Genomic DNA, 20,443 nt, shown 5'->3' with positions numbered 1-20,443 from the left:
GGTGACGAAGGCCGGCGCGGTGACGAAGGCCGGCGCGGTGACGAAGGCCGGCGCGGTGACGAAGGCCGGCGCGGTGACGAAGGCCGGCGCGGTGACGAAGGCCGGCGCGGTGACGAGGGTGAGTGGGGTGGGCTGGTGAGGGTGGTGGTTACCGGGGCTTCGGGGTTCTGTGGGGCGGCTGTGGCCCGGCTGGCCGCCGCTGCTGGGCATGAGGTGGTCTGTCTCGGGCGGCGGCCTGGGCCGGTGGGGACGCATGTGCCGTGGGATGCCGGGCGGGATGTGCCGGTGGTTGCGGGGGCCGACGCGGTGGTTCATCTGGCCGCGGCTGTGGGGGATCCTCGGGCGGGCCGGGTCGTCGAGGCCGCATACCGTGCGGTCAATGTCGGTGGCACTGCGCGGCTCCTGAAAGCAGCCGGGGGTGTTCCGGTGGTGTGGGTCAGCAGTGCCAGCGTCTATCGGCCCGGGCCTTACGACGGCGCGGTCCGGGAGGATCACCCGGTCGGCGCGCAGCGGAATGCCTATGGGCGGACCAAGGCCGCGGGCGAGCGGCTCGCGCTCGACGCCGGGGCGGTGGTGGTGCGGCCCCGGGCTGTGTACGGCGACGGGGACCGGCATCTGCTGCCCCGGCTGCGGCGGGTGGTGCGGGGTGGGACGGCGTGGCTGCCCGGGCCTGATGTGGCGATGAGCCTGACCGCGGTGGAGAACCTGGCTTCGGCCTGTCTGACCGCGGTGGGCTGGCCGGGTGGCGCCTACAACATCGCCGACGCCGAACCCTATCGGCGTGACGACGTGCTGGGGCGGGCTCTCGGCGTACCCGTCAGGCATGTTCCGGTTCGTTTGGTCCGGGGCCTTGCTTCCGTCTCGCCGGTGCTGAGCCGGTATGCCGTGGATCAGCTCACCGACGGCATGGTGCTCGACCTGGGCCGGGCGTGGGAGCGGGGTTACCGGCCGCGGGCCGCGTTGTCCGACTATTTGGTCCGGACCACGCCGGAGCGGTAGACCGTGCCCGCGTGGGTGCCGTCGCCGCTGCGCCGGGTGACCACCGCGTCGAGGGAGAAGACGTAGCCGGTGGTGCGGTCCAGGCCGGTGATGGTCGCGGTCATGGCGCCGCAGGTTGTGGCGGGTTTGACGGTGACCCAGCCGACGTCGCGCTGAGGGCCGGGCCTGAGGTCCTGGCTGATCGCGGTGAGGCGGTATTCGACGAGGTTGTAGCCGCCCGCGTTGTACCAGCTCGCGGTCGCGGACGTGGTGCCCGGGGCGACGGTGAGCGCGTTGATGCGGGAGAAGTGCACAGTGTCGAGACCGCAGGTGGGGGTCGGGGTGACCCGGGCGCCGCCGCCGGTGAGGGGGAGGAAGCCCGTCGCGGTGGGCAGCGGGTACGGCGGGATGCCGCTGGTCGTGGTCGGGCTCGGCGTGGGGCTGCCCTGGGCGTAGATCTGCCACGGGTTGGTGGGGTTGGTCCCGGCCGTGGCACCGGCCGAGCCGGCACCGGTGGACGAGGAGGAGCCCGTGAGCATGCTGCAGCCGGTCAGCAGCAGGGGTGCCAGGAGCAGCAGCCAGCGTGCGCGGTGCTTCACCATGTGCCTCCCGCCGTCGTGGATCCCGTTGGTTACTCGGGACCCATCGTCCGGCGGTGGGGGGAGATTAGGCCGTGGCGTACAAGCTCCGGGTGCGGGTTGCCAGATCTTTGGTTGCCGCCGAGTTGACCCAGGATCCGAGGATCACCGCGGCGCCCGGGATGACCTTGGCGGCCATGCGTTTCGCGGCGCGTACGCCGGCCATCTGCGCGAGTTTGACGCTCAGTTTGACCATGACGCCGCTGATCGGGCGGGATGTGGTGTCCGCGAACAGGCGGCTGGCGCGTTCGCGGCCCGCGGCGACACCGAGGGCGAGCCGGGCGGTCTGGGCGAACTTGTGCACCTTCTGCAGGACCAGCAGGTCGGTTGCGCGTTCCGGGTCGGCCGGGTCGATGCCGTAGGCGGCGGCGATGTGCAGCACCATGCGCGACTGGGTCCAGGCGAGGACCCCGACGTCGACGACGGCGCCGGGCAGGCCGGTGGCACCGGAGACGGCCCCGGACAGCCGGGCGTAGTGGGTGAAGCGGCGCATGGCCTGCTGGGCGAGGTCCTCGGGGGTGACGCCGGGCTGATCGAGACGGGACTGCTCGGCCCAGTGCCGGGCTTCCGGGCCGAGGCGGCGGACGGCTTCGAGCGCGAGGTGTTCCGGTGCGTACTGCGGGTCGGCTTTCATCCGGGTCCAGAGGGATCCGGGCGGGCCAGGGTCGTCGAGGGGCGGAACCGAGGAGGGCGGCGGCGCTGAGGGGGAAGGGGGCACGGCTGAATCGTTCACGATCGCTCCGGGGGACGAAGGGAACCTGATCTCATTGTGCCTTGCATCTGCACGTGCACGCACGTTCCGGGCAGCGGAAACTTTGTGCTGCCACCTCGTCACACGGTGCTTCACCCATTGTGCCCACGGCCGTGACGCCGACGCCCGATAGTGAACAAATGCCTTCCGTGCTCCGTAACCCGGTCGCCCACTGGATCGAGAACCGGTCGCTGAACACCAAGATCCTCATCATCGTGGCGACGCTGACGTTCGTGGCGGCCGCGGTGGGCGTGGTGGCAGTGCTGAGGATGGGGACCCTAAACAACGCCGTGGTGAGCCTCTACAAAAACAGCTTCGTCTCGTCGAACCAGCTCGGCAGCATCACCTCCGACGTCGGTTCGATGCACGCGCTGGGTCTGTCCTACGGGCAGACGCCCACCCCCGGGATCCTCGCCCAGATCAAGGCGCTCGACGCCACGATCGAGCAGGACAACGCCGCCTACCGCTCGACCACCGTCAACGCCGGGCTGATGGATCAGACGATCGAGCTGTGGAACAAGTACAAGATCGCCCGCGACGCCTACCTGAAGACGTCCGACACCGGCGATCAGGACGCGATCGGCGACGCGCGCGACAAGCAGGTGGTGCCGGCCATGACCCGGCTCAAGTACAACCTGTCGCAGCTCACCGAGCAGGAGACCACCGAGGCGCAGAAGGGGCTGGCCGCGTCCGGGGCGACCTACCGCAGCGCCCGGACCATCGTGATCGTGGTGCTGGTCGTGGGCCTGGTGCTGGCCACGGCCCTCGGTCTGGCCATCGCCCGCGGCATCGTCAGCCGGTTGCGGGTGGTCTCCGAGGTGATCGACGGCATCGCCGAGGGCGACCTGACCCGCAACGCCGGCCTGCGGTCGCGCGACGAGATCGGCCGGATGGGCGCCCAGCTCGACCGGGCCACCGCCACGCTGCGCGGCACCATCTCCCGGATCACCGGCAGCAGCACCACGCTGGCCGGTTCCGCTCAGGAGATGAGCAAGGTCAGCGACCGGATCGCCAACGACGCCGAGCAGACCAGTTCCCGCGCCGACCTGGTCTCGGCCGCGGCCGGCACGGTGAGCAGCAACGTCGACACGGTCGCCGCGGCCAGTGAGGAGATGACCGCGTCGATCCGCGAGATCGCCTCCAGCGCCGCCGACGCCGCCGGGGTCGCCCGCGGTGCGGTCGAGGTGGCCCAGTCGGCGAACACCACGGTCGCCAAGCTGGGGGTCTCCTCCGCGGAGGTCGGCAACATCGTCAAGGTGATCACCTCGATCGCCGAGCAGACCAACCTGCTCGCGCTCAACGCCACCATCGAGGCCGCCCGCGCGGGCGAGTCCGGCAAGGGCTTCGCGGTGGTCGCCAGCGAGGTCAAGGACCTGGCGCAGGAGACCGCGAAGGCCACCGAGGAGATCTCCACCCGGATCCAGGCCATCCAGACCGACACCGATGCCGCGGTCGAGGCCATCGCGCAGATCGCCGAGGTCATCGAGCGGATCAACGCGTACTCGGACACGATCGCGTCGGCGGTCGAGGAGCAGACCGCGACGACCAGTGAGATCGGCCGCAGCGTCGCGGAGGCGGCGAGCGGTTCCACCGAGATCGCCCGGACCATCACCGACGTGGCCGAGGCCGCGCAAAGCACCAACCAGGGGGTCGCCGAGTCCCGGCGGACAGCCACGGAACTGTCCCGCCTGGCCGACGAACTACAGTCTCTCGTGGCACAATTCCGCGTCTGAATGACCGTACGGAATGAACCCGGGCGGCCGGTTGTTGCAACGACAATGCCCGGCGTACGGGCGTTGTCTTGAGGAGGTCCGCAGCGTGCTCGACCCACACGGGCTCTACGAGTTGGCCGACGACCTGCCTGAGCTGGACGGTGTGGTGCTCGTCCAGGCACTCACGGGGTTCGTCGACGCGGGGAGTGCGATCCAGCTCTCCCGCGAACATCTGCTGGAGCATTTCGAGAATCAGGTCATCGCGACCTTCGACGTCGACCAGCTCATGGACTACCGGTCCCGGCGCCCCGCGATGGTGTTCGTCGAGGACCACTGGGAGAGCTACGAGGAGCCCAGCCTCGCCCTGCATCTGGTCAAGGACCTCACCGGCACGCGGTTCCTGCTGCTCGCCGGGCCGGAGCCGGACCTGCAGTGGGAGCGGTTCATCAAGGCCGTCCGCGGGCTCATCGACCGGTTCGGGGTGTCGCTGAGCGTCGGGCTCAACGCGATCCCGATGGCAGTGCCGCACACCCGCCCGGTCAGCGTCACCGCGCACGCCACCGAGCAGCGCCTGCTCGGCGAGCACGAGTCGTGGCTGCAGCGGGTGCAGGTCCCGGCCAGCGTCGGCAACCTGCTGGAGTACCGCCTCGGCCAGTCCGGCCACGACGCCATGGGCTATGCCGCGCACGTGCCGCACTACCTGGCGCAGACCACGTACCCGGCCGCCGCCGAGCTGCTCATCGAGTCGGTGGCGAACACGACCGGCCTGGTGCTGCCGACCGCGGCCCTGCACGAGGCCGCCGGCGAGGTCCGCGAGGAGGTCGACAAGCAGGTCGCCGACGACGAGCAGGCCGGCCGGCTGGTCACCTCGCTCGAGGCACAGTACGACGCTTTCCTGCGCGGCCGCGAGGGCAACCTGCTCGCCGACCAGGGCCCCAACCTGCCCAGCGCGGACGAGCTCGGTGCCGAGCTCGAGCGGTTCCTGGCCGAGCAGGCGCGTGACAGCGAATAGCGGTTACTTGACGTACGTGAAGTAGAGCGGACCGCTCCTGCGGCCGGACGAGGACGCCACGATGGCGACCTTGCCGGCCGCGTGCCGTACCAGGGTCAGGGTCAGGCGGGTGTCGCTGACCCGCTTGAAGCTGGCCCGCTTGCCGGCCGCGGTGACGAGCGTGACCTTGCTCAGGTACCGCCCGTTGACCGTCGTCGTGGTCATCTTCGTCGTGCTGCCGATCGCCCGGCTCAGCGACGTGAGCTGCGGCGCGACGCTCGTGGCGTACGTGAAGGCCTTGCCGGCGCTGGTGCCGCCCGGCCCGACCACGACGACCAGGACCTTGCCGGCGCGCCGGGCCGGTGCCGTGAAGCGCAGCTGGGTGTCCGACACCCGGGTGAAGGACATCGCCCGGCCGCCGATCGACAGGCGGGTCGCCGAGGTGAAGCCGGTGCCGTTGACGGTCACCGCGGTCGACGTGGTGGTCAGGCCGGTCGCCGGGCTCAGCGTGGCGATGACCGGCTTCGCGGGCTTCACCGCCTCGTACTGCAGCGAGTTGCTGACGCCGGCCGCGGTGGTCACGACCAGCAGAGCCTTCCCGACGGTACGGGCTTTGACGAACGCCTTGAGCGACGTGGAACTGACGACCGTGTAGCTCAGCGTCGTCGAGCCCAGCTTCACCGAGCGGATGTTGCTGAGGTTCGTGCCGGTGACGATCACCGTGATGGTCCTGGTCGAGGCGCCGTTCACCGGGGACAGCCGGGACAGCGTGGGGACGCTGCCCGCGACGTACGTGAGGTAGCGGTTGGCGCTGGTGCCGCCGCCGGTGGTGACCGAGACCGGGACGTTGCCGGGGTTGTGCGCCGGGGCGGTGAAGGTGACGGCGGTGGCGGTCACCGACTCCGGCGCGACCGTGTCGGTGCCGACCTTGACCGCGGTGGCGCCGGTGAGGTTGGTGCCGGACAGCGTGATGCTCGCACCGCCGCTCTGGCTGGTGGTGCTCGGTGAGATCACGGTCAGCGTGGGGGCGGGCTGGGTGAGGGTGAAGTCGTCGGCGGTGCCGCTGGTGTCGCTGGTGCCGGCCGGGTTGGTGACCGTGATGTCGACCTGACCGCCGCTGCGGGCGGGGGCCGTGGCCAGCAGCCGGGTCACCCCGTTGGCGGTGTTTTTGGAGAACGTGGCCGTGGTGCCGCCGAACTGGACCCCGGTGGCCCGGGCCAGGCCGGCGCCGGTGACGGTGACCGCGGTGCCGGCCGCGCCCTTGCTGGTCGACAGCGCGGTGACCTGCGGGGTCACCGCGACCGACGAGCCCGGGGCGGAGACGCCGGAGATGGTGTACGCGCCGGAGACCACCGTCTCGATGAAGCTCCACGAGACCTTGGCGTCGCCGTTGTTGCCCCAGCCGGTCCCCCACTGATTGCGCAGGTAGACGCCCTCGCTGTCGTAGCCGAACGCGGTGACCATGTGGCCGCCGAGGCTGGTGCCGCTGGTGGTCGAGTACAGGCTGTGCGGGCCGAGGTCCATGAAGTCCTGGTAGACCGAGAAGCCGATCGCGACCGGGGTGTTGTTCGCGAGCGCCTGCTCGATGACGGTCTGCGCGTTGTCGCCCTGGTTGGTGCCGCTCCACAGCCGGGTCCAGCCGGGGATCTTGTAGTTGCCGGCGTTGGCGATCTGCGCCGGGGTCGGGGCCACCTTGTAGTTGCTGGTGCCCTGGAAGTAGTCGTCCTGGCTGTCGACGCCGTTGGCCTTGAGGTTGGCGAGCACGTTGTCCGGGTTCAGGCCCCGGCTCGGCGCGCCGCCGGCGACGACGTTGCGCATGTACAGGAACAGCGGCGCGTACGGCGAGTCGACCGCTCCGGACCGGTTCGCGAAGTAGCCCATGAGGTTGCGCGAGATCGTCCAGGCCACGCACTGCCCGATCGAACCCTGGTCCCCGACGGCCGGCGCGTACGGCCGCAGGTCGACGCTCGCCGGCAACCCGTCGGTGTGCGCGGTCCCGGGGGTCGCCACGTACCGCTCGGTGTTGGCGATGTAGCCACCGACGTGCGGGTTGCTCTCCTCGATCGCGGCGTCTTCGTCCCAGGGGTCGTATTCGGGAGCTCCGGGCGTACCGTCGGCCGCCGCGCCGTCCTGGGGCATGGGCACGTCCGCCGTGGCCGCGGCAGCACTCGGGTGCGCCCCGGTGAGGAGCCCGAGAACGGTGACGAGCAGGACCACCAGGGTGTCGCGCAGCATGCGGCTCTCCATGCGGGACCAATCGGTTCCGCGCCGCGCCCCTTGAGGCCCGGGCGACGATCAACCCCAGGTTTCCGGCATTCCGCCGCGTCGGACATCCCCGCTGTCCGATGATGAGGGGACCCGTACGGGTGACGAGTGACAGGAGTTCGTGGTGGTCTCATTCCGATCGCGGTCGTCGGAGAGCAAGAACGAGGCGGCTCGCGCGATTCCTCGCGATGTCGAGAGCCTCGAGAAGCTGATCGTCGACCTGGGCAACGCGCAGGACGAGGCGGCGGCCTGGCAGATCACCGTCGACAGCACCGTGGGCTCGCACAACTTCAGCTACGGTGCAGTCTGGTTGCCGACCGGGACCGGCCAGATGACGGTCACCTACGAGACCGGCACGCTGGTCCGCGAGATGCAGACGATCATCAACGGCAAGCCGGTGCCGGCCGATGTCGGGCTGGTCGGCCGCGCGGTGCGCACCAAGCAGTCGGTGTACGTCGACGACATGACCCGCTGCGAGGACTGCCTGCGCTGCCAGGCCGCCGCGCGCCAGGGCATGCACGCCGCCGTGGTCACCCCGGTGCTGCGCGACAACAAGATCATCGCGGTGCTGGAGTACTTCTCCGCGGAGCCGCTGTACATCGACGGGCCGCGCAGCGAGAAGTGGGCGTCCATCGCCCGCATCGCCGAGCAGGCCCGGTTCACCGCGCTCGCCGCCGCCGAGCTGCGCCAGGTCGCCGACGACCGGCTCGCCGTGACGAACGTGGTCACCGCGCTCGGCGACGCCTCCGACTCCCATGCGACGCTGCGGATCGCCCTGGACGCGGTGCGCACCGCGTTCGGCTGGGCGTACGGGTCGTACTGGGAGATCGACGACAGCGACAACATGCTGAAGTTCAAGGTCGAGTCGGGTTCGGCCGGCGACGAGTTCCGCAAGGTCACCCTGGCCGCCACGTTCGCCGAGGGCGTGGGCCTGTCGGGGCGGGCGTGGCGGGCCAAGGACCTCGTCTTCGTCCGGGACATCGGCGAGCTGACCGACTGCGTACGAGCCCCCGCGGCCCAGCGCGCGGGGGTCCGCTCCGGGGTCTGCTTCCCGATCCTGAGCCACGGCCGGATCATCGGCACGATGGACTTCTTCACCACCGCGTACATCGAGCTCTCGGATTCGCGCGCCTCGGCCCTGCGCAACGTGCAGCAACTCGTCTCCCAGCGCCTCGACATCGTCCGCGGCAACGAGACCTCGACCGAGAATTCCCGCGCGCTGATGGACACCATCTCCCGGTTGCGCTCGGCCAGCGACGACGCGACCCGGGTCGCCCAGGACGCGGTCGCCCGCGCGTCGGACATGACCCAGGAGGTCGAGGCGCTCGGCCAGGCGTCGACCGCGATCGGTGACGTCATCAAGATCATTTCCTCGATCGCCGACCAGACCAACCTGCTCGCCCTGAACGCGACGATCGAGGCGGCCCGGGCCGGCGAGGTCGGCCGCGGCTTCGCGGTGGTCGCCGGCGAGGTCAAGGACCTGGCCCGGGAGACCGCGGAGGCGACCCAGAAGGTCTCCGAACAGATCACCGGCATCCAGAGCAGCGCGCGTACGGTCTCCGCCGGCATCCTCACGACCAGCGACACGATCGGTCAGATGGACGCCGTGCAGGCCCGGATGAACGAGGTGCTCGAGGAGCAGGCCCGGATGGCCCAGGCACTGCAGTTCTGAATCAACCCTCCCGTACGGTCAGGGCCACGTGATCTCGCCGTCGCGGTCGACGAAGCGGCCGGAGCCGTGGCCCGGGCCCTCGGTGGCGAGGCCGACGACGGCATCGGTGCCCTCGGTGACGGTCTGCGGGCCGCTGTTGCCGTTGAGGTCGGTCGCCGTGTATCCGGGGTCGGCCGCGTTGATCCGGATGTCTGTCAGCGCCTTCGCGTACTGGGTCGTCAGCATGGTCAGGGCCGCCTTGGAGGCCGTGTAGACCGGTGCGAGGTAGTGCGACTCGGGCCGGGCCGGGTCGTGCGTGGCCTCCAGGGAACCCATCGCACTGCTGACGTTGACGATCACCGGGTCGGCCGAGCGCCGCAGCAGCGGGAGGAACGCCGTGGTGGTCCGCACCACGCCGGCCACGTTGACGTCGAGCACGCCGAGGACGTCGGCGCCGGTCAGGGCGCTCGGGTCGCCGGCCGGGCCGTGCACGCCGGCGTTGTTGATCAGCACGTCGATGGCACCCTCGTGGCGCTCGACGTCCGCGGCGGCGGCCGCGACCGAGGCGTCGTCGGTGACGTCGATCGCGACGAAGCGGGCGCCGAGCTCCCCGGCCGCCGCGGTGCCGGCCTTCTCGTCACGGGCACCGAGCAGCACGGTGTGCCCTTGCGCGACGAGCCGGCGGGCGGTCTCGTAACCTAGGCCTTTGTTGGCTCCGGTGATGAAGGTGATGGTCATGCGACCATCATGTGCCGGGTGAGTGCGGTCAGCCAGGGAAGGATTTTCCTACCATGACCGAGCTGGGTTCCACCCTCCGCGCCTGGCGCGACCGCCTGCCGCCCGCCGCCCCGGGGAGCGCCCGCCGGGCCAAGGGGCTGCGCCGGGAGGAGCTCGCCGAGCTCAGCGGCATCTCCGTCGACTACGTCGTGCGCCTGGAACAGGGCCGGTTCGCCACCCCGTCGGCCCAGGTGCTGGCGGCGCTCGCCCGGGCGCTGCGGCTCAGCACCGCCGAACGCGATCATCTGTACCTGCTGGCCCGGCTCGCCCCGCCGGCCGGCACCGCGATCTCCGACCACATCACCCCCGGCGTGCACCGGGTGCTGCGGGGCCTCGGTGACTCGGCCGTCGCGGTCTTCGCCGCCGACTACCAGCTGATCTGGTGGAACGACGCCTGGTCGACGCTGCTGGGCGACCCGTCGCCGACCCCACCGGAGCTGCGCAACTTCGCCCGGGACAGCTTCCCGGTCGACGGCGCCGCCCCCACCCTGGCGCACTGGCCGGTGCGCACGCAGGCCCGCGACATGACCGAGCTCGCCGTCGTGTCGGACCTGCGCCGGGCCACCGGGCGCTTCCCGGACGACCCTCGCCTGACCACCCTGATCCGGACGCTGACCGACGGCAATGCGCGGTTCGCCGAGCTGTGGGCCTCCGGCGCGGTGGGCACGCACCGGGAGGACCACAAGGTCGTGGAACATCCGGCGCACGGGCCGATCGAGGTGGACTGCGACGTCCTGACCGATGGTGAGGCCGAGCTGAAAATCGTCGTGCTCACCCGTACCGTCGCTGGTTGATCAGGGTTTGCGCAGTCCCCGGTCGAGGAAGTCGATCAGCCACTCGAAGCTCTCGTCGGTGTCGGTGTCCCACTGGAAACCGTGCGAGCTCTGCAGGGTGGCGAACCCGTGCAGCACGCTGCGGATCGTCCGCAGCGCGTGGATCTGGTCGGCCGGGTCGACCTGGTAACCGCGCAGCACCGCGGCCAGCGACTCGATCACCCGGGCGCCGGCCGCCTCCAGTTCCGTGCCGGCGGCCGCGCCGACCGTGGCCGCGTACCGTCCCGGATGCCCGGTCAGGTAGGCCCGCATGGCCCGGGCGGCGGCGGCCAGCGCGTCCCGCCCGGCATAGCCCTGCATGGCGTCGCGCAGCGCGTCACCGAGCTGGGCGGTCGCCAGCACGCCGATGCCGTTCTGCAGCTCCGCGAGCCCTGCCACGTGCTTGTACAGCGAGGGGGCGCGCACGCCGAGCCGCTCGGCGACCAGGCCCATCGTCAGCTGGCTGAGACCCCGCTCGTCGGCGATCTCGGCGGCCGCGGCGATCACCGTCGCCCGGTCGAGCCCGGCCCTAGGCACGGACGGCCGCGGCGAGGAACGGGAGCATGAGCGTCACAACCTCATCGGGGAACTGGGTGTGCGGGTAGTGCCCGGCGCCCTCGACGAGCACCAGGTCGGCCACGCCGGCCGGCATCGCGGCCACGATAGCCGCACCCTCGGCCCGCGGGTCGGCCCAGTCCGGGTCGAGCGTGCCCTCGACGATCAGCGCCGGGCAGCGCACCCCGCCGAGGTGCGCACCGGCGTCGGCCGGGGTGGACTGCCCCATCTTCTGCAGCACCTTCATCCGGCCGGGCTCGTTGAGCTTCGCCTCGATCCGGGCCAGCTGCGCGGTCCAGTCGGCCGGCCGGACACCCGGATACGAGACGTCGAGGTAGGAGAGCCACTGCCTGGCGCTGCCGAGCATCGCGGCGCCGAGCAGCCGGGTCATCCCCTGCCGGACCCGCTTGATGCGCAGGTCACCCAGGTTGACCGCCTGCTTGCGGGTGAACGGGGCCAGCTCCACGATCGCGCTGACCAGCTCGGGAGCGGTGGCCGCGGCGATGGTCACGGCACCGCCGGAGATCGAGTGGCCGACCAGCACGGCCGGCCCGCCCAGGTGGCGGACCAGGGCGATCAGGTCACCCGCGATATCCGTACGGGTGTAGCCGGTGAATGTCATGTCGGAATCGCCGGAGCCACGCAGGTCGGTCGCGGCCACCCGGTAGCCGGCGGCCACCAGTCGCGGGGCGACGAAGCGGTAGGCGTCGCGGGAGTCACCCATCCCGTGGGCGAGCACGACGAGCGGGCCCTCACCGGTCACCTCGTAGGCGATCCGGCCACCGTCGACGGAAAGGAACTCGGTCATGACTGCCTCCATGCGTTTGGCTAATTACGTTAGCTAAAAGCTAATGCGATTAGCCAGCTACGTCAACTGTGACCTGGAGCACGGGTAAGATCGACAGCGTGCGGACGGTGTCGGTAGTGGTCATCGGCGGCGGCCAGTCCGGGCTCTCCGCGGCCTACCACCTGAAACGACGGGGCATCACGTCCTTCGTCGTGCTCGACGCGGCCCCGGCACCGGGCGGGGCCTGGCGCGAGCGCTGGGAATCGCTGCGGATGGCGACCGTGAACGGCATCTTCGACCTGCCCGGCTTCCCCAAGCCGCCGCTCGACCCCGGCGAGCCCAGCCGCACCGCGGTGCCGCGCTACTTCTCGGCCTACGAACAGCACGCCGGGCTGCCCATCCTGCGCCCGGTGCACGTCTCCGAGGTCCGCCCGGCCCCGGACGGCACCCTCATCGTCGACACCGACCACGGGCAGTGGACCACCCGGGCGATCATCAACGCCACCGGCACCTGGACCAACCCGGTCCGGCCCCATTACCCGGGGCAGGAGACGTTCACCGGCATCCAGCTGCACACCCACGAGTACGTGTCGGCCGGGCGCCTCGCCGGCCTGCGGGTCGCCGTCGTCGGTGGCGGGATCTCCGCGGTCCAGCTCCTCGACGAGATCTCCCAGGTCGCGACCACGTTCTGGTACACCCGGCGCGAACCGGTCTTCCACGGCGCGTTCGAACCCGAGGTGGCCGGCCGGCAGACCATCGAGAAGGTCACCGCGGACGTCGAGGCGGGCCGCCCGACCGGGAGCGTCGTCTCGTACACCGGCCTGATCTGGACGCCCTACGCGCTGGCCGCCCGGGACCGCGGCGCCCTCGACCGCCGCCCGATGTTCACCGCCATCGAACCCACCGGGGTACGCGAGGCGGACGGCTCGTTCACCGCCGTCGACGCCATCCTCTGGGCGACCGGCTTCAGAGCGGCGCTGTCCCACCTCGACCCGCTGCACCTGCGCAACGAGGCCGGCGGCATCCGGATGACCGGCACCCAGGTCACCGCCGACCCCCGCGTCCACCTCGTCGGCTTCGGCCCGTCGCAGTCCACGGTCGGCGCCAACCGAGCCGGCCGGGCCGCCGTCAACGCCCTGCTCACGTACCTGCCGACCCGGTAAGACGCCGCAGCGAGGCCAGCCCCGGCGGACCCCAGGTGGGTTTGCCGCCCGGCCCGTCGTCGGCACCGATCAGCACGCAGGTGAGGGCGCGCCCCAGCGCCCAGCCCCGGGCCCGGCGCAGCATCGCGGGATCCGGCGAGGGCCGGTAGGCCGCGTGGAAGCGGTCGAGAGCACCGTCCGGCAGCAGGATCCAGGCAGCGGCGAGGTCACACGCCGGGTCACCGGCACAGAGATCCCCGAAGTCGATCACCCCACAGAGCGAGCCGTCCGCGGTGAGGACGTTGGCCGGATGCAGGTCGGCGTGGATCCACATGGCCGGGCCCGCCCATGCGGGTGCCGCGACCGCGTCCTGCCACACCGCCCGGACGGCCTCCGTGTCATGCACCAGTCCCCGCCCGGCGGCGTCGGCGAGCATCCTTTCGAACCCCTCCGCCGCCCCGGTCAGCGGACCACCACGGTCCCGCCCCGCGGGCGCGCCAGGCGGGGCGGGCCGGTGCAGAGCCGTCAGGAAGGCGGCCAGCGACTCGGCCCCGGCCGCTTCCCCGACGGGCTCCCGGTCGGCCGGCGCACCCGGGACCCACGTGGTGACGAGCCATGGCCGGGCGAACCTCTCGGAGGGCTCACCGATCCGCAGCGGAACGGGAACCGGAAGCGGCAGGTGCGGGGCCAGCGTGGGCACCCACGCGTACTCCTTACGCAGGAGGTCATCGGCGTGTGAGGTAGCCCAGGGCAGCCGGACCGCGAGATCGTCGCCGAGTCGCCACAACTGATTGTCCCAGCCCCGGGCCCCCAGCCGGACCGGCAGACCGGCCAGGTCAGGATGCTGATCACGCAGCAGATCTCGGACCAGCTCCGCGGAGAGCTCAACCATGACGGTGATTCTACGATCGGCTCATGACACGCTCGGCGGAGTTCCTGCTCGACGGCCTGCACCGGGCCGGGATGCGCGACGTCGTCACAGTGGAGCCGGCGTCAGGTGGACTCGCGGCGCTCGCGGGCATGGCGATCCGCAGGGACGCACCTCCGGTGTTCGTCAAAGCGTTCGCCGACCCACCGGGCGACGACGTGTTCGCCGCGGAGGCTGAGGGACTGGCCAGCCTGCGCGAGCTCGGCGACATGACGACACCCGACGTGATCCTCGCCAACCGGCAGCTGCTCGTGCTGTCCGCACTGCGGCCACGGCCCCGCACCGAGGTCTACTGGGAACAGTTCGCCCACGCACTCGCCCGCCTGCACCTGAGCACGATCCACCCCCGCTTCGGCTGGCACCGGGACAACTGGCTGGGCCGCCGACGGCAGATCAACACCTGGGACGACGACGGCTTCGCGTTCTTCGCGGAACACCGGCTGCTCCGCTGGCTCGGCGAGCCCCGGGTCGAGGCCGCCCTCGACGCCGGCGACCGGGCCGCCCTGGAACAGCTGTGTCATCGGTTGCCCGAACTGCTGCCGGAGCGTCCGGCCTGCCTGACACACGGCGACCTGTGGGCCCAGAACCTGCTGGCCGACGCCGACGGGCGGCCCGCGGTGATCGACCCGGCGGTGTCCTATACGTGGGCCGAGATCGACCTCGCCCACGTATGGACCACGTCACCCCCACGGGAGGCGGATCGCTTCTTCGCCGTCTACGCGGAGCTGACCGCCCTCGACCGCGACTGGCCGGCCCGGATGCCGATCATCCAGCTGCGACAGCACCTCGCCGTGCTGGCCCAGTTCGACCAGGACTGGGGCGCGGCCGAACTGATCCGCGCCACCCTCGCCCCGTTCCGGACGCCGGCCTGATCCCGGTCAGCGCACCGACCCTTCCCGCGCCCCGACCCTTCCCGCGCACCGACCTTTCCCGCGCACCGACCCTTCCCGCGCACCCTGGCCGGACTGGAACCGGCCCGGCCGAGCGCTCGCAGATCCACCCGGACACTCGCCTGATTCGCGGAGAACCGACATCCCGCCGGCCCCCGACCAGGTTGGGAATTGTCGTACCCGTCGATTAGTATGTGTGTACGAAAACAGCTTCTGAGCTGCGGGGAGATCAACGTGACGACGCCCGTTATGTCTACAACGACGCCCACCATCCCGCCCTACGCGACCATGCTGGGCTTCACCCGCTACGTTGCCCGCACCGGCCCCGCCAAGGCCACCTTCGTGGGTGGTCTGCGCCGCCAGCGCGAGCGCCGCAGCGGCTTCAACCCGCACGGCCAACTCGTCAAGGCCCTCAAGGCGGACATCGCGTTCCGCACCGGCGGCAGCTACCTCACCGGGGTGACCGACCTCGTGAAGCCCCGATGGAAGCCGCTCTACGAAGCGGTCAGCACCGGCGCCCTCGCCTACCTGCACTCCCTGGGCGACCCCCAGGACGTCAGCCTCGCCCAGACCCGCGAAGCCATCGCCCCGGTCGGCCCCCTGGCGGTCAAGGTCAACCCCCACTTCGGCCTGCGGTACGCCGACAACCACCGCGAAGCCATCCGCCTCCACTTCGACGAGCAGCCCCCCACCCCCGAGGTGGTAACCGCCACCCTCCACCTCATGTCCCGCCACATGGACCAGATCCTCCCCAACGCCGAGCCGGTCCTCATCGACCTGCGCCGAGCCCAGATCCACCGCCTCGACCCAGCCGCCAAAACAGCCGACATCGAACGCTGGCTGGCCGGCGAGGCAGCAGCCTTCACCAGCATGTGGGGCACCCCAGCCGCCTGACACACCCGCCAGGAGCCCGCGCCACCCGGCGCGGGCCCACGCGGGACGACAACCCACCCAGGGCAGCTGGCCCGGGGCGGCCTGGCCTGGGCAGCTGGCCCGGGGAGGCCCACCCAGGGCGGCTGGCACGGGCGGCCTGGCACGGGCGGCCTGGCACGGGCGGCCTGGCACGGGCGGCCCGGCACGGGCGGCCCGGCACGGGCGGCCCGGCACGGGCAGGCCAAGCCCGGGTCCAGCTGCCGCGCCTCGAGCGCGGCCGGCACCGAGCTGGGGGGCTGCGTGCACCGGTCCATGAGCGCGCGTCACCTGGCAGGTCGTGCCGACTCACCCACCCAGCCCGACCGGATCAGGCGGCTCGACCAGTCGCGGACACTTCCAGGGCGGCTACCTGGCGCAGACACACCGAGGCAGGCCAACCCATGCCGGGCCAAACTCGGGCGGCCACCCGCGCCACACCGGGCAAGCCGCCCAGAGCGACCAACCCAGGGCGACCACCCACGCCACGCCCAGCAAGCCGCCCAGAGCGACCAACCCAGGCAAGCGACGCAGCGCAAGCAGCCCCGGGCAGACAGCCCCGGGCCGGTAATGGCGATTCTGGGCCGGGCGATTCTGGGCCGGCGACGGCGGATGGGTGGGTTAGGGGAGGGCGGATCGTACTAACGGTCCGGATTTGTTTGGGTTTCGGAGTGGGAACTTCTTAGGTGCGGGCTGGTTGCGACGATGTCTGCGTTGACAGCGGGGGTACGACGTCGGGGGGCGTTGGAGATGCGGGTTGCTGGGCGGATTGCTGTGGTGGCGGCGGGGATTGCCGGGATCGGGGTGGTGGGGGTGGCCCCGGCGGCTGCGGCTCCGGGGATGGCCGGCCTGGTCGCGTATGTGCGGGGTGGGGATGTTTTTGTCAGCAAGGGCCCCGCAGAGCGCAAAGTGACCACCGGGAGTGGCTGGTCGCGGCCCCGGTGGTCGCCGGACGGCAAGCTGATCGCGCTGCTCCGGAACGGGCAGTTGTGGACCATGAAGGCCGACGGGAGCGGGAAGCGGCGGGTCAGCACCCGGGCCGCGTCCGGGCCCTCGTGGGCGCCCGACGGGCAGAGCATCGCTTTCGCCTCGTTGTCGTGTTCCGGTGGGCCGGGGGTGTACAAGATCTCGGCGACCGCGGTGAACGCCGTGCCAGAGGTGCTTTTTCCCAGCTCCTGCAAGGGTGAGGAACTCCCGGCCGAGCCCGCCGCGAAGGCCGCCGCGACCGGGTCGGTCAGTGAGCGGCTGCGGTACGACGACGCGGTGGCCTGGTCGCCGGACGGGAGCATGATGGCTTTCCGGGGCGGGGACTGCGAGTCGACCTACGATGCGTGCCTGACCCTGGGGTCCGTGAAGGAGGGCAGGGAGAAGATCCTTGCCGCGTACGGGGGTGGCGGGGTGCAGAATTCCGGGTTTGCCGTGGTGCCCAGCTGGAGCGGTGACGGCTCGAAGCTGGCCTGGACCGCCTACCAGCGGGGCGAGACCACCGCGGAGGACAAGCCGCTGCACGTCGTGGAGTACACCACCTCGACGGGGGCGAAGCGGGATGTCGGGGCCGCCCAGGACCGGGAGCTGGCCTACATCGACGGCGCCCGGGCGGTGACCACCAGTACGTACCGGAAGAGTTCGTGGGTGATGGTCCTGAATGTGAACACCGGTGCCCGGGTCGCTTTCCACCCGGGTTCGCAGCCCGACGTGCAGCGTCCGAGGAAGGCCTGAGGCACCTCGGTATCGTGGGGCCCCATGAGTGAGTTGACGGCCGGCCGGCCCGTGCGGACGTTTCATCCCCGGCGGGGGCGGATGGGCAACCGGCACGCCGACGCGTTCGCCGAGCTGTGGCCGGTCATGGGGATCACGATCGAGGACGGGGACCGGACGCCGCTCGATCTGGCGGAGCTGTTCGGGCGGGACGCGCCGACCGTACTCGAGATCGGTTTCGGGATGGGTGAGACGACCGCGGTGATGGCCGCCGGTGACCTGGAGCGGAATTATCTCGGGGTCGAGGTGCACACGCCGGGGATCGCGAACCTGCTGGCCCTGGCCGGTGCGCGCGGGCTCACGAACCTGCGGGTCGCGCACGGTGACGCGATGGAGCTGGTCCGGCGGCTCGCCCCGGGGAGCCTGGACGCGGTGCATTCGTTCTTCCCGGACCCGTGGCCGAAGGCCCGGCACCACAAGCGGCGACTGATCCAGCCCTCGCATGTCGCGCTGCTGCGGGAGCGGCTGCGGGTGGGCGGCACCCTGCACTGTGCGACCGATTGGGCGGACTACGCCCACGCGATGGCGGAGACCCTGGACGGGGACGCCGGGCTGGTCAACGTGTACGACGGGTTCGCACCGCGGCCGGAGCGCCGGCCGGTGACGAAGTTCGAGCAGCGTGGGGTACGCGACGGGCGGCAGATTTTCGACCTGGTGTACCGGCGCCACTGAGGAGATTCGCCGGTTTTATCGCTTTCGTGCCCGTATGCTGTCGGTGGAGGCCGGAGCATGCCGCGAATGGATCTTGACCCCCGGGCCGGCGTCGAACCGACCCCGAGCGCCGGACCGGGAAGCACCACGACTGTGCTGGCCAGTGGGGCCGCCGATCACCTGGCCGCGCTCATCGCCCGGTCCGCGCGGGCCCCGTGCGGGATGGTGCACGTCGTCGAGGGCGACCACCTGAAGCTCTACGGCAGCTACGGGCTGGAGACGCCCCGGGAACAGATCGCCGAGATACCGATCGCCGGCACCATCCCCGGCCTGGTCGTCACCAGCGGTCTCCCCCTGGTCATCGGCGACCTGGGCACCGACGAGCGGGTGCGGGAGCTCATGCGGGCCGGGGTGCGCCGCCGGCCCGGGGCGTACCTGGGGCAGCCCATCCGCGACGAGACCGGCGCGATCCTGGGCATGTGCTGCGCCGTGGACGCCGACCCGCGGCGGTGGAGCACCGGCGAGATCTCCGCCGTCGCCGAGGCCGCGCAGGTCGGGACGATGCTCATCACCGAACAACTCTCCCGGTACGAGATCGACCGGCAGCGCCGGTTCCTCGACGCGGTGCTCGACAGCCTGCACGACGGGGTCACCGCCTGCGACGCGGACGGGCGGATCGTGCTGGTCAACTCCCGGATGCAGAAGCTGTGGGGCGACACCCGGCTGCCCCGGTCGCTGGACGAGGACGCCACCGTCGCCGGGCTCACCGACGGCGAGGGCGACCCGATCAACGCCGAGGACACCGCGCTCTTCCGGGCCCTGCGCGGCGAACGGTTGCGCGGCGAGGAGCTGGTCCTGCAGGGCCGGGGACGCCCGACCCGCTACTACGTCATCGACGCACAGCCGATCATCGGGCCCGGCGGGCGTACGGTCGGTGCGGTCCAGGCCGTGCAGGACGTCACCCGGCGTAAGCGGGCCGAACGGTTCCGGACGTGCGAGCTGAGCGTGATCACGGCGCTGGCGGACGCCCCCGGGATCGAGGCGGCGGGCCCCCGGGTGCTGGAGGCGATCGTCCGCACGCTGGGCTGGACGCACGCCGAGTTGTGGCTGGTCGACGACGATGCCGGGGTCATCCGGTCGGTGGCCCAGTGGAGCACGCCGGCGTGGGATTCCGACATCGAGGTGCCGGCCGAGCTCCCGTACGGCGTCGGGCTGGCCGGGCGCGCCTGGCAGGCGGGCAAACCGCTGTGGATCCGTGACGTCGAGAATCCGCAGAGCCTCATCTCCCCCGAGACCGCCGCCGAGTCGCAGTTGCACGCCGCGCTCGCCATCCCCGTACGCCATGGGCTGGAAGCTTTCGGGGTCCTGAACGTGTTCTCCGGCAGCGCCGAGAGCCCGGACGACGAACTCCTCGCGCTGATGTCCGGCATCGCCGCGCACATCGGGCAGTTCGTGGAGCGCGACGTCGTCGAGGACCTGCAGCGGCAGCTGGTCCGGACCAAGAACGAGTACCTGGCGCTGATCGGGCACGAGCTGCGGACGCCGCTGACCTCGATCGGGGCGTACACCGAGCTGCTGCGCGAGGCCGACGCGGAGACGCTCGCCGCGGACGGGCCGGCGATGCTCGAGGTGATCGAACGCAACACCACCCAGCTGCGGCACATCATCGGCGAGCTGCTGGAGCTGTCGGCGCTCGACACCGGGCACGCCAACGTCCACCTGATGCCGATGGACCTGGCGGAGGTGGTCCGGGAGGCGGTCGACCGTACCCGGGAAGCGGTCTCCGGTGAGCCGATCACGATCGACACCGACCTGCCGGCGGAGCTGGTGCTGCCCGGCGACGGCAAGCGGCTGCGGCAGGTGCTGGACAACCTGCTCGGCAACGCGGTCAAGTACAGCCCGGACGGCGGCCACGTCACCGTCACCCTGCGGGTCTCCGGCCGGGCGGCGGAGCTCTCGGTGTCGGACACCGGGATCGGGGTCTCGCCGGAGGAGCGCGAGAAGATGTTCACCGGCCTGTACCGGACCAGCCGCGCCCGGGACCGGGCCATCCCCGGCAGCGGGCTCGGCCTGACCCTGAGCCGGGCCGTGGTCCAGCGCCACCACGGCAGCGTGCAGCTGGTCGAACACGACGGCCCGGGCACGACGGTGCTGGTCAAACTGCCCCTCGACGCCCGCTGACGGGCCGGTCCGGGGATAGTCAAGATCGACATCAGCACCGACACTGACGGCATGGCCCCGGACGAAC

The 20,443-nt window shown here is 71.4% G+C and carries 18 protein-coding genes; 11 read left to right on the top strand and 7 right to left on the bottom strand.

All coding sequences use genetic code 11. From position 1 onward, the window contains the following. Positions 1-135 precede the first annotated feature (135 nt). Positions 136-999, top strand: coding sequence for an NAD-dependent epimerase/dehydratase family protein (locus ACIA6A_RS31070; RefSeq protein WP_396101503.1), 864 nt, complete (start codon positions 136-138; stop codon positions 997-999). Here the strand turns inward: ACIA6A_RS31070 and ACIA6A_RS31065 are convergent. Next, on the bottom strand, positions 969-1,580 hold the full coding sequence (locus tag ACIA6A_RS31065) for a hypothetical protein (protein WP_396101502.1): 612 nt from the start codon (positions 1,578-1,580) through the stop codon (positions 969-971). The two genes, ACIA6A_RS31070 and ACIA6A_RS31065, sit on opposite strands and share 31 nt — an antisense overlap. A 64-nt stretch (positions 1,581-1,644) precedes the next feature. Beyond that, positions 1,645-2,352 (bottom strand): EcsC family protein, encoded by a 708-nt coding sequence (locus ACIA6A_RS31060; RefSeq protein WP_396101533.1) that lies wholly within the window; start codon positions 2,350-2,352, stop codon positions 1,645-1,647. Positions 2,353-2,507: 155 nt separating this feature from the next. On the opposite strand from ACIA6A_RS31060, the gene ACIA6A_RS31055 reads away from it, so the two are divergent. Next, on the top strand, positions 2,508-4,100 hold the full coding sequence (locus ACIA6A_RS31055; RefSeq protein WP_396101501.1) for a methyl-accepting chemotaxis protein: 1,593 nt from the start codon (positions 2,508-2,510) through the stop codon (positions 4,098-4,100). A gap of 85 nt (positions 4,101-4,185) precedes the next feature. After that, positions 4,186-5,091, top strand: coding sequence for a proteasome assembly chaperone family protein (locus ACIA6A_RS31050; protein WP_396101500.1), 906 nt, complete (start codon positions 4,186-4,188; stop codon positions 5,089-5,091). 3 nt (positions 5,092-5,094) lie between these two features. On the opposite strand, the gene ACIA6A_RS31045 is transcribed toward ACIA6A_RS31050, so the two are convergent. After that, the gene (locus ACIA6A_RS31045) at positions 5,095-7,305 is read right to left on the bottom strand and encodes an IPT/TIG domain-containing protein (RefSeq protein ID WP_396101499.1); all 2,211 of its coding nucleotides are present in this window, start codon (positions 7,303-7,305) and stop codon (positions 5,095-5,097) included. Between the two features lie 154 nt (positions 7,306-7,459). On the opposite strand from ACIA6A_RS31045, the gene ACIA6A_RS31040 reads away from it, so the two are divergent. Continuing rightward, the gene (locus ACIA6A_RS31040; protein ID WP_396101498.1) at positions 7,460-9,007 is read left to right on the top strand and encodes a methyl-accepting chemotaxis protein; all 1,548 of its coding nucleotides are present in this window, start codon (positions 7,460-7,462) and stop codon (positions 9,005-9,007) included. 18 nt (positions 9,008-9,025) lie between these two features. On the opposite strand, the gene ACIA6A_RS31035 is transcribed toward ACIA6A_RS31040, so the two are convergent. After that, positions 9,026-9,724 carry an SDR family NAD(P)-dependent oxidoreductase gene (locus tag ACIA6A_RS31035; RefSeq protein ID WP_396101497.1) on the bottom strand — a complete coding sequence of 233 codons (699 nt, stop codon included), beginning with the start codon at positions 9,722-9,724 and terminating at the stop codon, positions 9,026-9,028. A gap of 53 nt (positions 9,725-9,777) precedes the next feature. Here ACIA6A_RS31035 and ACIA6A_RS31030 point away from each other — a divergent pair, with 53 nt between their 5' ends. Next, positions 9,778-10,557 carry a helix-turn-helix domain-containing protein gene (locus ACIA6A_RS31030; protein WP_396101495.1) on the top strand — a complete coding sequence of 260 codons (780 nt, stop codon included), beginning with the start codon at positions 9,778-9,780 and terminating at the stop codon, positions 10,555-10,557. Here ACIA6A_RS31030 and ACIA6A_RS31025 read toward each other — a convergent pair whose 3' ends face one another. Beyond that, the gene (locus ACIA6A_RS31025; protein ID WP_396101494.1) at positions 10,558-11,112 is read right to left on the bottom strand and encodes a TetR/AcrR family transcriptional regulator; all 555 of its coding nucleotides are present in this window, start codon (positions 11,110-11,112) and stop codon (positions 10,558-10,560) included. After that, complete coding sequence (locus tag ACIA6A_RS31020) at positions 11,105-11,938, bottom strand: alpha/beta fold hydrolase (RefSeq protein ID WP_396101493.1); 834 nt, start codon at positions 11,936-11,938, stop codon at positions 11,105-11,107. The genes ACIA6A_RS31025 and ACIA6A_RS31020 overlap by 8 nt, the downstream gene beginning before the upstream one ends. Positions 11,939-12,036: 98 nt before the next feature. Here ACIA6A_RS31020 and ACIA6A_RS31015 point away from each other — a divergent pair, with 98 nt between their 5' ends. Then, complete coding sequence (locus ACIA6A_RS31015; protein ID WP_396101492.1) at positions 12,037-13,080, top strand: FAD-dependent oxidoreductase; 1,044 nt, start codon at positions 12,037-12,039, stop codon at positions 13,078-13,080. On the opposite strand, the gene ACIA6A_RS31010 is transcribed toward ACIA6A_RS31015, so the two are convergent. Then, positions 13,058-13,951, bottom strand: a complete 894-nt coding sequence (locus ACIA6A_RS31010; RefSeq protein ID WP_396101491.1) for an aminoglycoside phosphotransferase family protein — start codon at positions 13,949-13,951, stop codon at positions 13,058-13,060. The two genes, ACIA6A_RS31015 and ACIA6A_RS31010, sit on opposite strands and share 23 nt — an antisense overlap. Positions 13,952-13,974: 23 nt before the next feature. Here ACIA6A_RS31010 and ACIA6A_RS31005 point away from each other — a divergent pair, with 23 nt between their 5' ends. The 5 genes from ACIA6A_RS31005 to ACIA6A_RS30985 all read left to right on the top strand — a co-directional run bounded on the left by ACIA6A_RS31005 (position 13,975) and on the right by ACIA6A_RS30985 (position 20,376). After that, positions 13,975-14,859 (top strand): fructosamine kinase family protein, encoded by an 885-nt coding sequence (locus ACIA6A_RS31005; RefSeq protein ID WP_396101490.1) that lies wholly within the window; start codon positions 13,975-13,977, stop codon positions 14,857-14,859. A 267-nt stretch (positions 14,860-15,126) separates the two neighbouring features. Beyond that, on the top strand, positions 15,127-15,771 hold the full coding sequence (locus tag ACIA6A_RS31000) for a hypothetical protein (protein WP_396101532.1): 645 nt from the start codon (positions 15,127-15,129) through the stop codon (positions 15,769-15,771). Positions 15,772-16,563: 792 nt separating this feature from the next. Further along, positions 16,564-17,505 (top strand): TolB family protein, encoded by a 942-nt coding sequence (locus ACIA6A_RS30995; protein WP_396101489.1) that lies wholly within the window; start codon positions 16,564-16,566, stop codon positions 17,503-17,505. A 24-nt stretch (positions 17,506-17,529) separates the two neighbouring features. After that, complete coding sequence (trmB, locus tag ACIA6A_RS30990; protein ID WP_396101488.1) at positions 17,530-18,216, top strand: tRNA (guanosine(46)-N7)-methyltransferase TrmB; 687 nt, start codon at positions 17,530-17,532, stop codon at positions 18,214-18,216. 66 nt (positions 18,217-18,282) lie between these two features. Beyond that, a complete protein-coding gene (locus ACIA6A_RS30985; protein WP_396101487.1) occupies positions 18,283-20,376 on the top strand; it encodes an ATP-binding protein in 2,094 nt (697 codons plus the stop codon). Positions 20,377-20,443: the final 67 nt, after the last annotated feature.

The sequence above is a fragment of the Actinoplanes sp. NPDC051494 genome, from assembly GCF_044454705.1.
Lineage (GTDB): Bacteria > Actinomycetota > Actinomycetes > Mycobacteriales > Micromonosporaceae > Actinoplanes.
Note: the sequence above shows the minus strand (reverse complement) of the source record. Positions and strands in the feature narration are given on the sequence as shown.

Coding starts and splice junctions, on each gene's coding strand:
- trmB (WP_396101488.1), top strand. CDS start 17,530: ATGAGTGAGTTGACGGCCGGCCGGCCCGTGCGGACGTTTCATCCCCGG.
- ACIA6A_RS30985 (WP_396101487.1), top strand. CDS start 18,283: ATGGATCTTGACCCCCGGGCCGGCGTCGAACCGACCCCGAGCGCCGGA.
- ACIA6A_RS31000 (WP_396101532.1), top strand. CDS start 15,127: ATGTCTACAACGACGCCCACCATCCCGCCCTACGCGACCATGCTGGGC.
- ACIA6A_RS31020 (WP_396101493.1), bottom strand. CDS start 11,938: ATGACCGAGTTCCTTTCCGTCGACGGTGGCCGGATCGCCTACGAGGTG.
- ACIA6A_RS31010 (WP_396101491.1), bottom strand. CDS start 13,951: ATGGTTGAGCTCTCCGCGGAGCTGGTCCGAGATCTGCTGCGTGATCAG.
- ACIA6A_RS31065 (WP_396101502.1), bottom strand. CDS start 1,580: ATGGTGAAGCACCGCGCACGCTGGCTGCTGCTCCTGGCACCCCTGCTG.
- ACIA6A_RS31005 (WP_396101490.1), top strand. CDS start 13,975: ATGACACGCTCGGCGGAGTTCCTGCTCGACGGCCTGCACCGGGCCGGG.
- ACIA6A_RS31055 (WP_396101501.1), top strand. CDS start 2,508: ATGCCTTCCGTGCTCCGTAACCCGGTCGCCCACTGGATCGAGAACCGG.
- ACIA6A_RS31035 (WP_396101497.1), bottom strand. CDS start 9,724: ATGACCATCACCTTCATCACCGGAGCCAACAAAGGCCTAGGTTACGAG.
- ACIA6A_RS31030 (WP_396101495.1), top strand. CDS start 9,778: ATGACCGAGCTGGGTTCCACCCTCCGCGCCTGGCGCGACCGCCTGCCG.
- ACIA6A_RS31045 (WP_396101499.1), bottom strand. CDS start 7,305: ATGCTGCGCGACACCCTGGTGGTCCTGCTCGTCACCGTTCTCGGGCTC.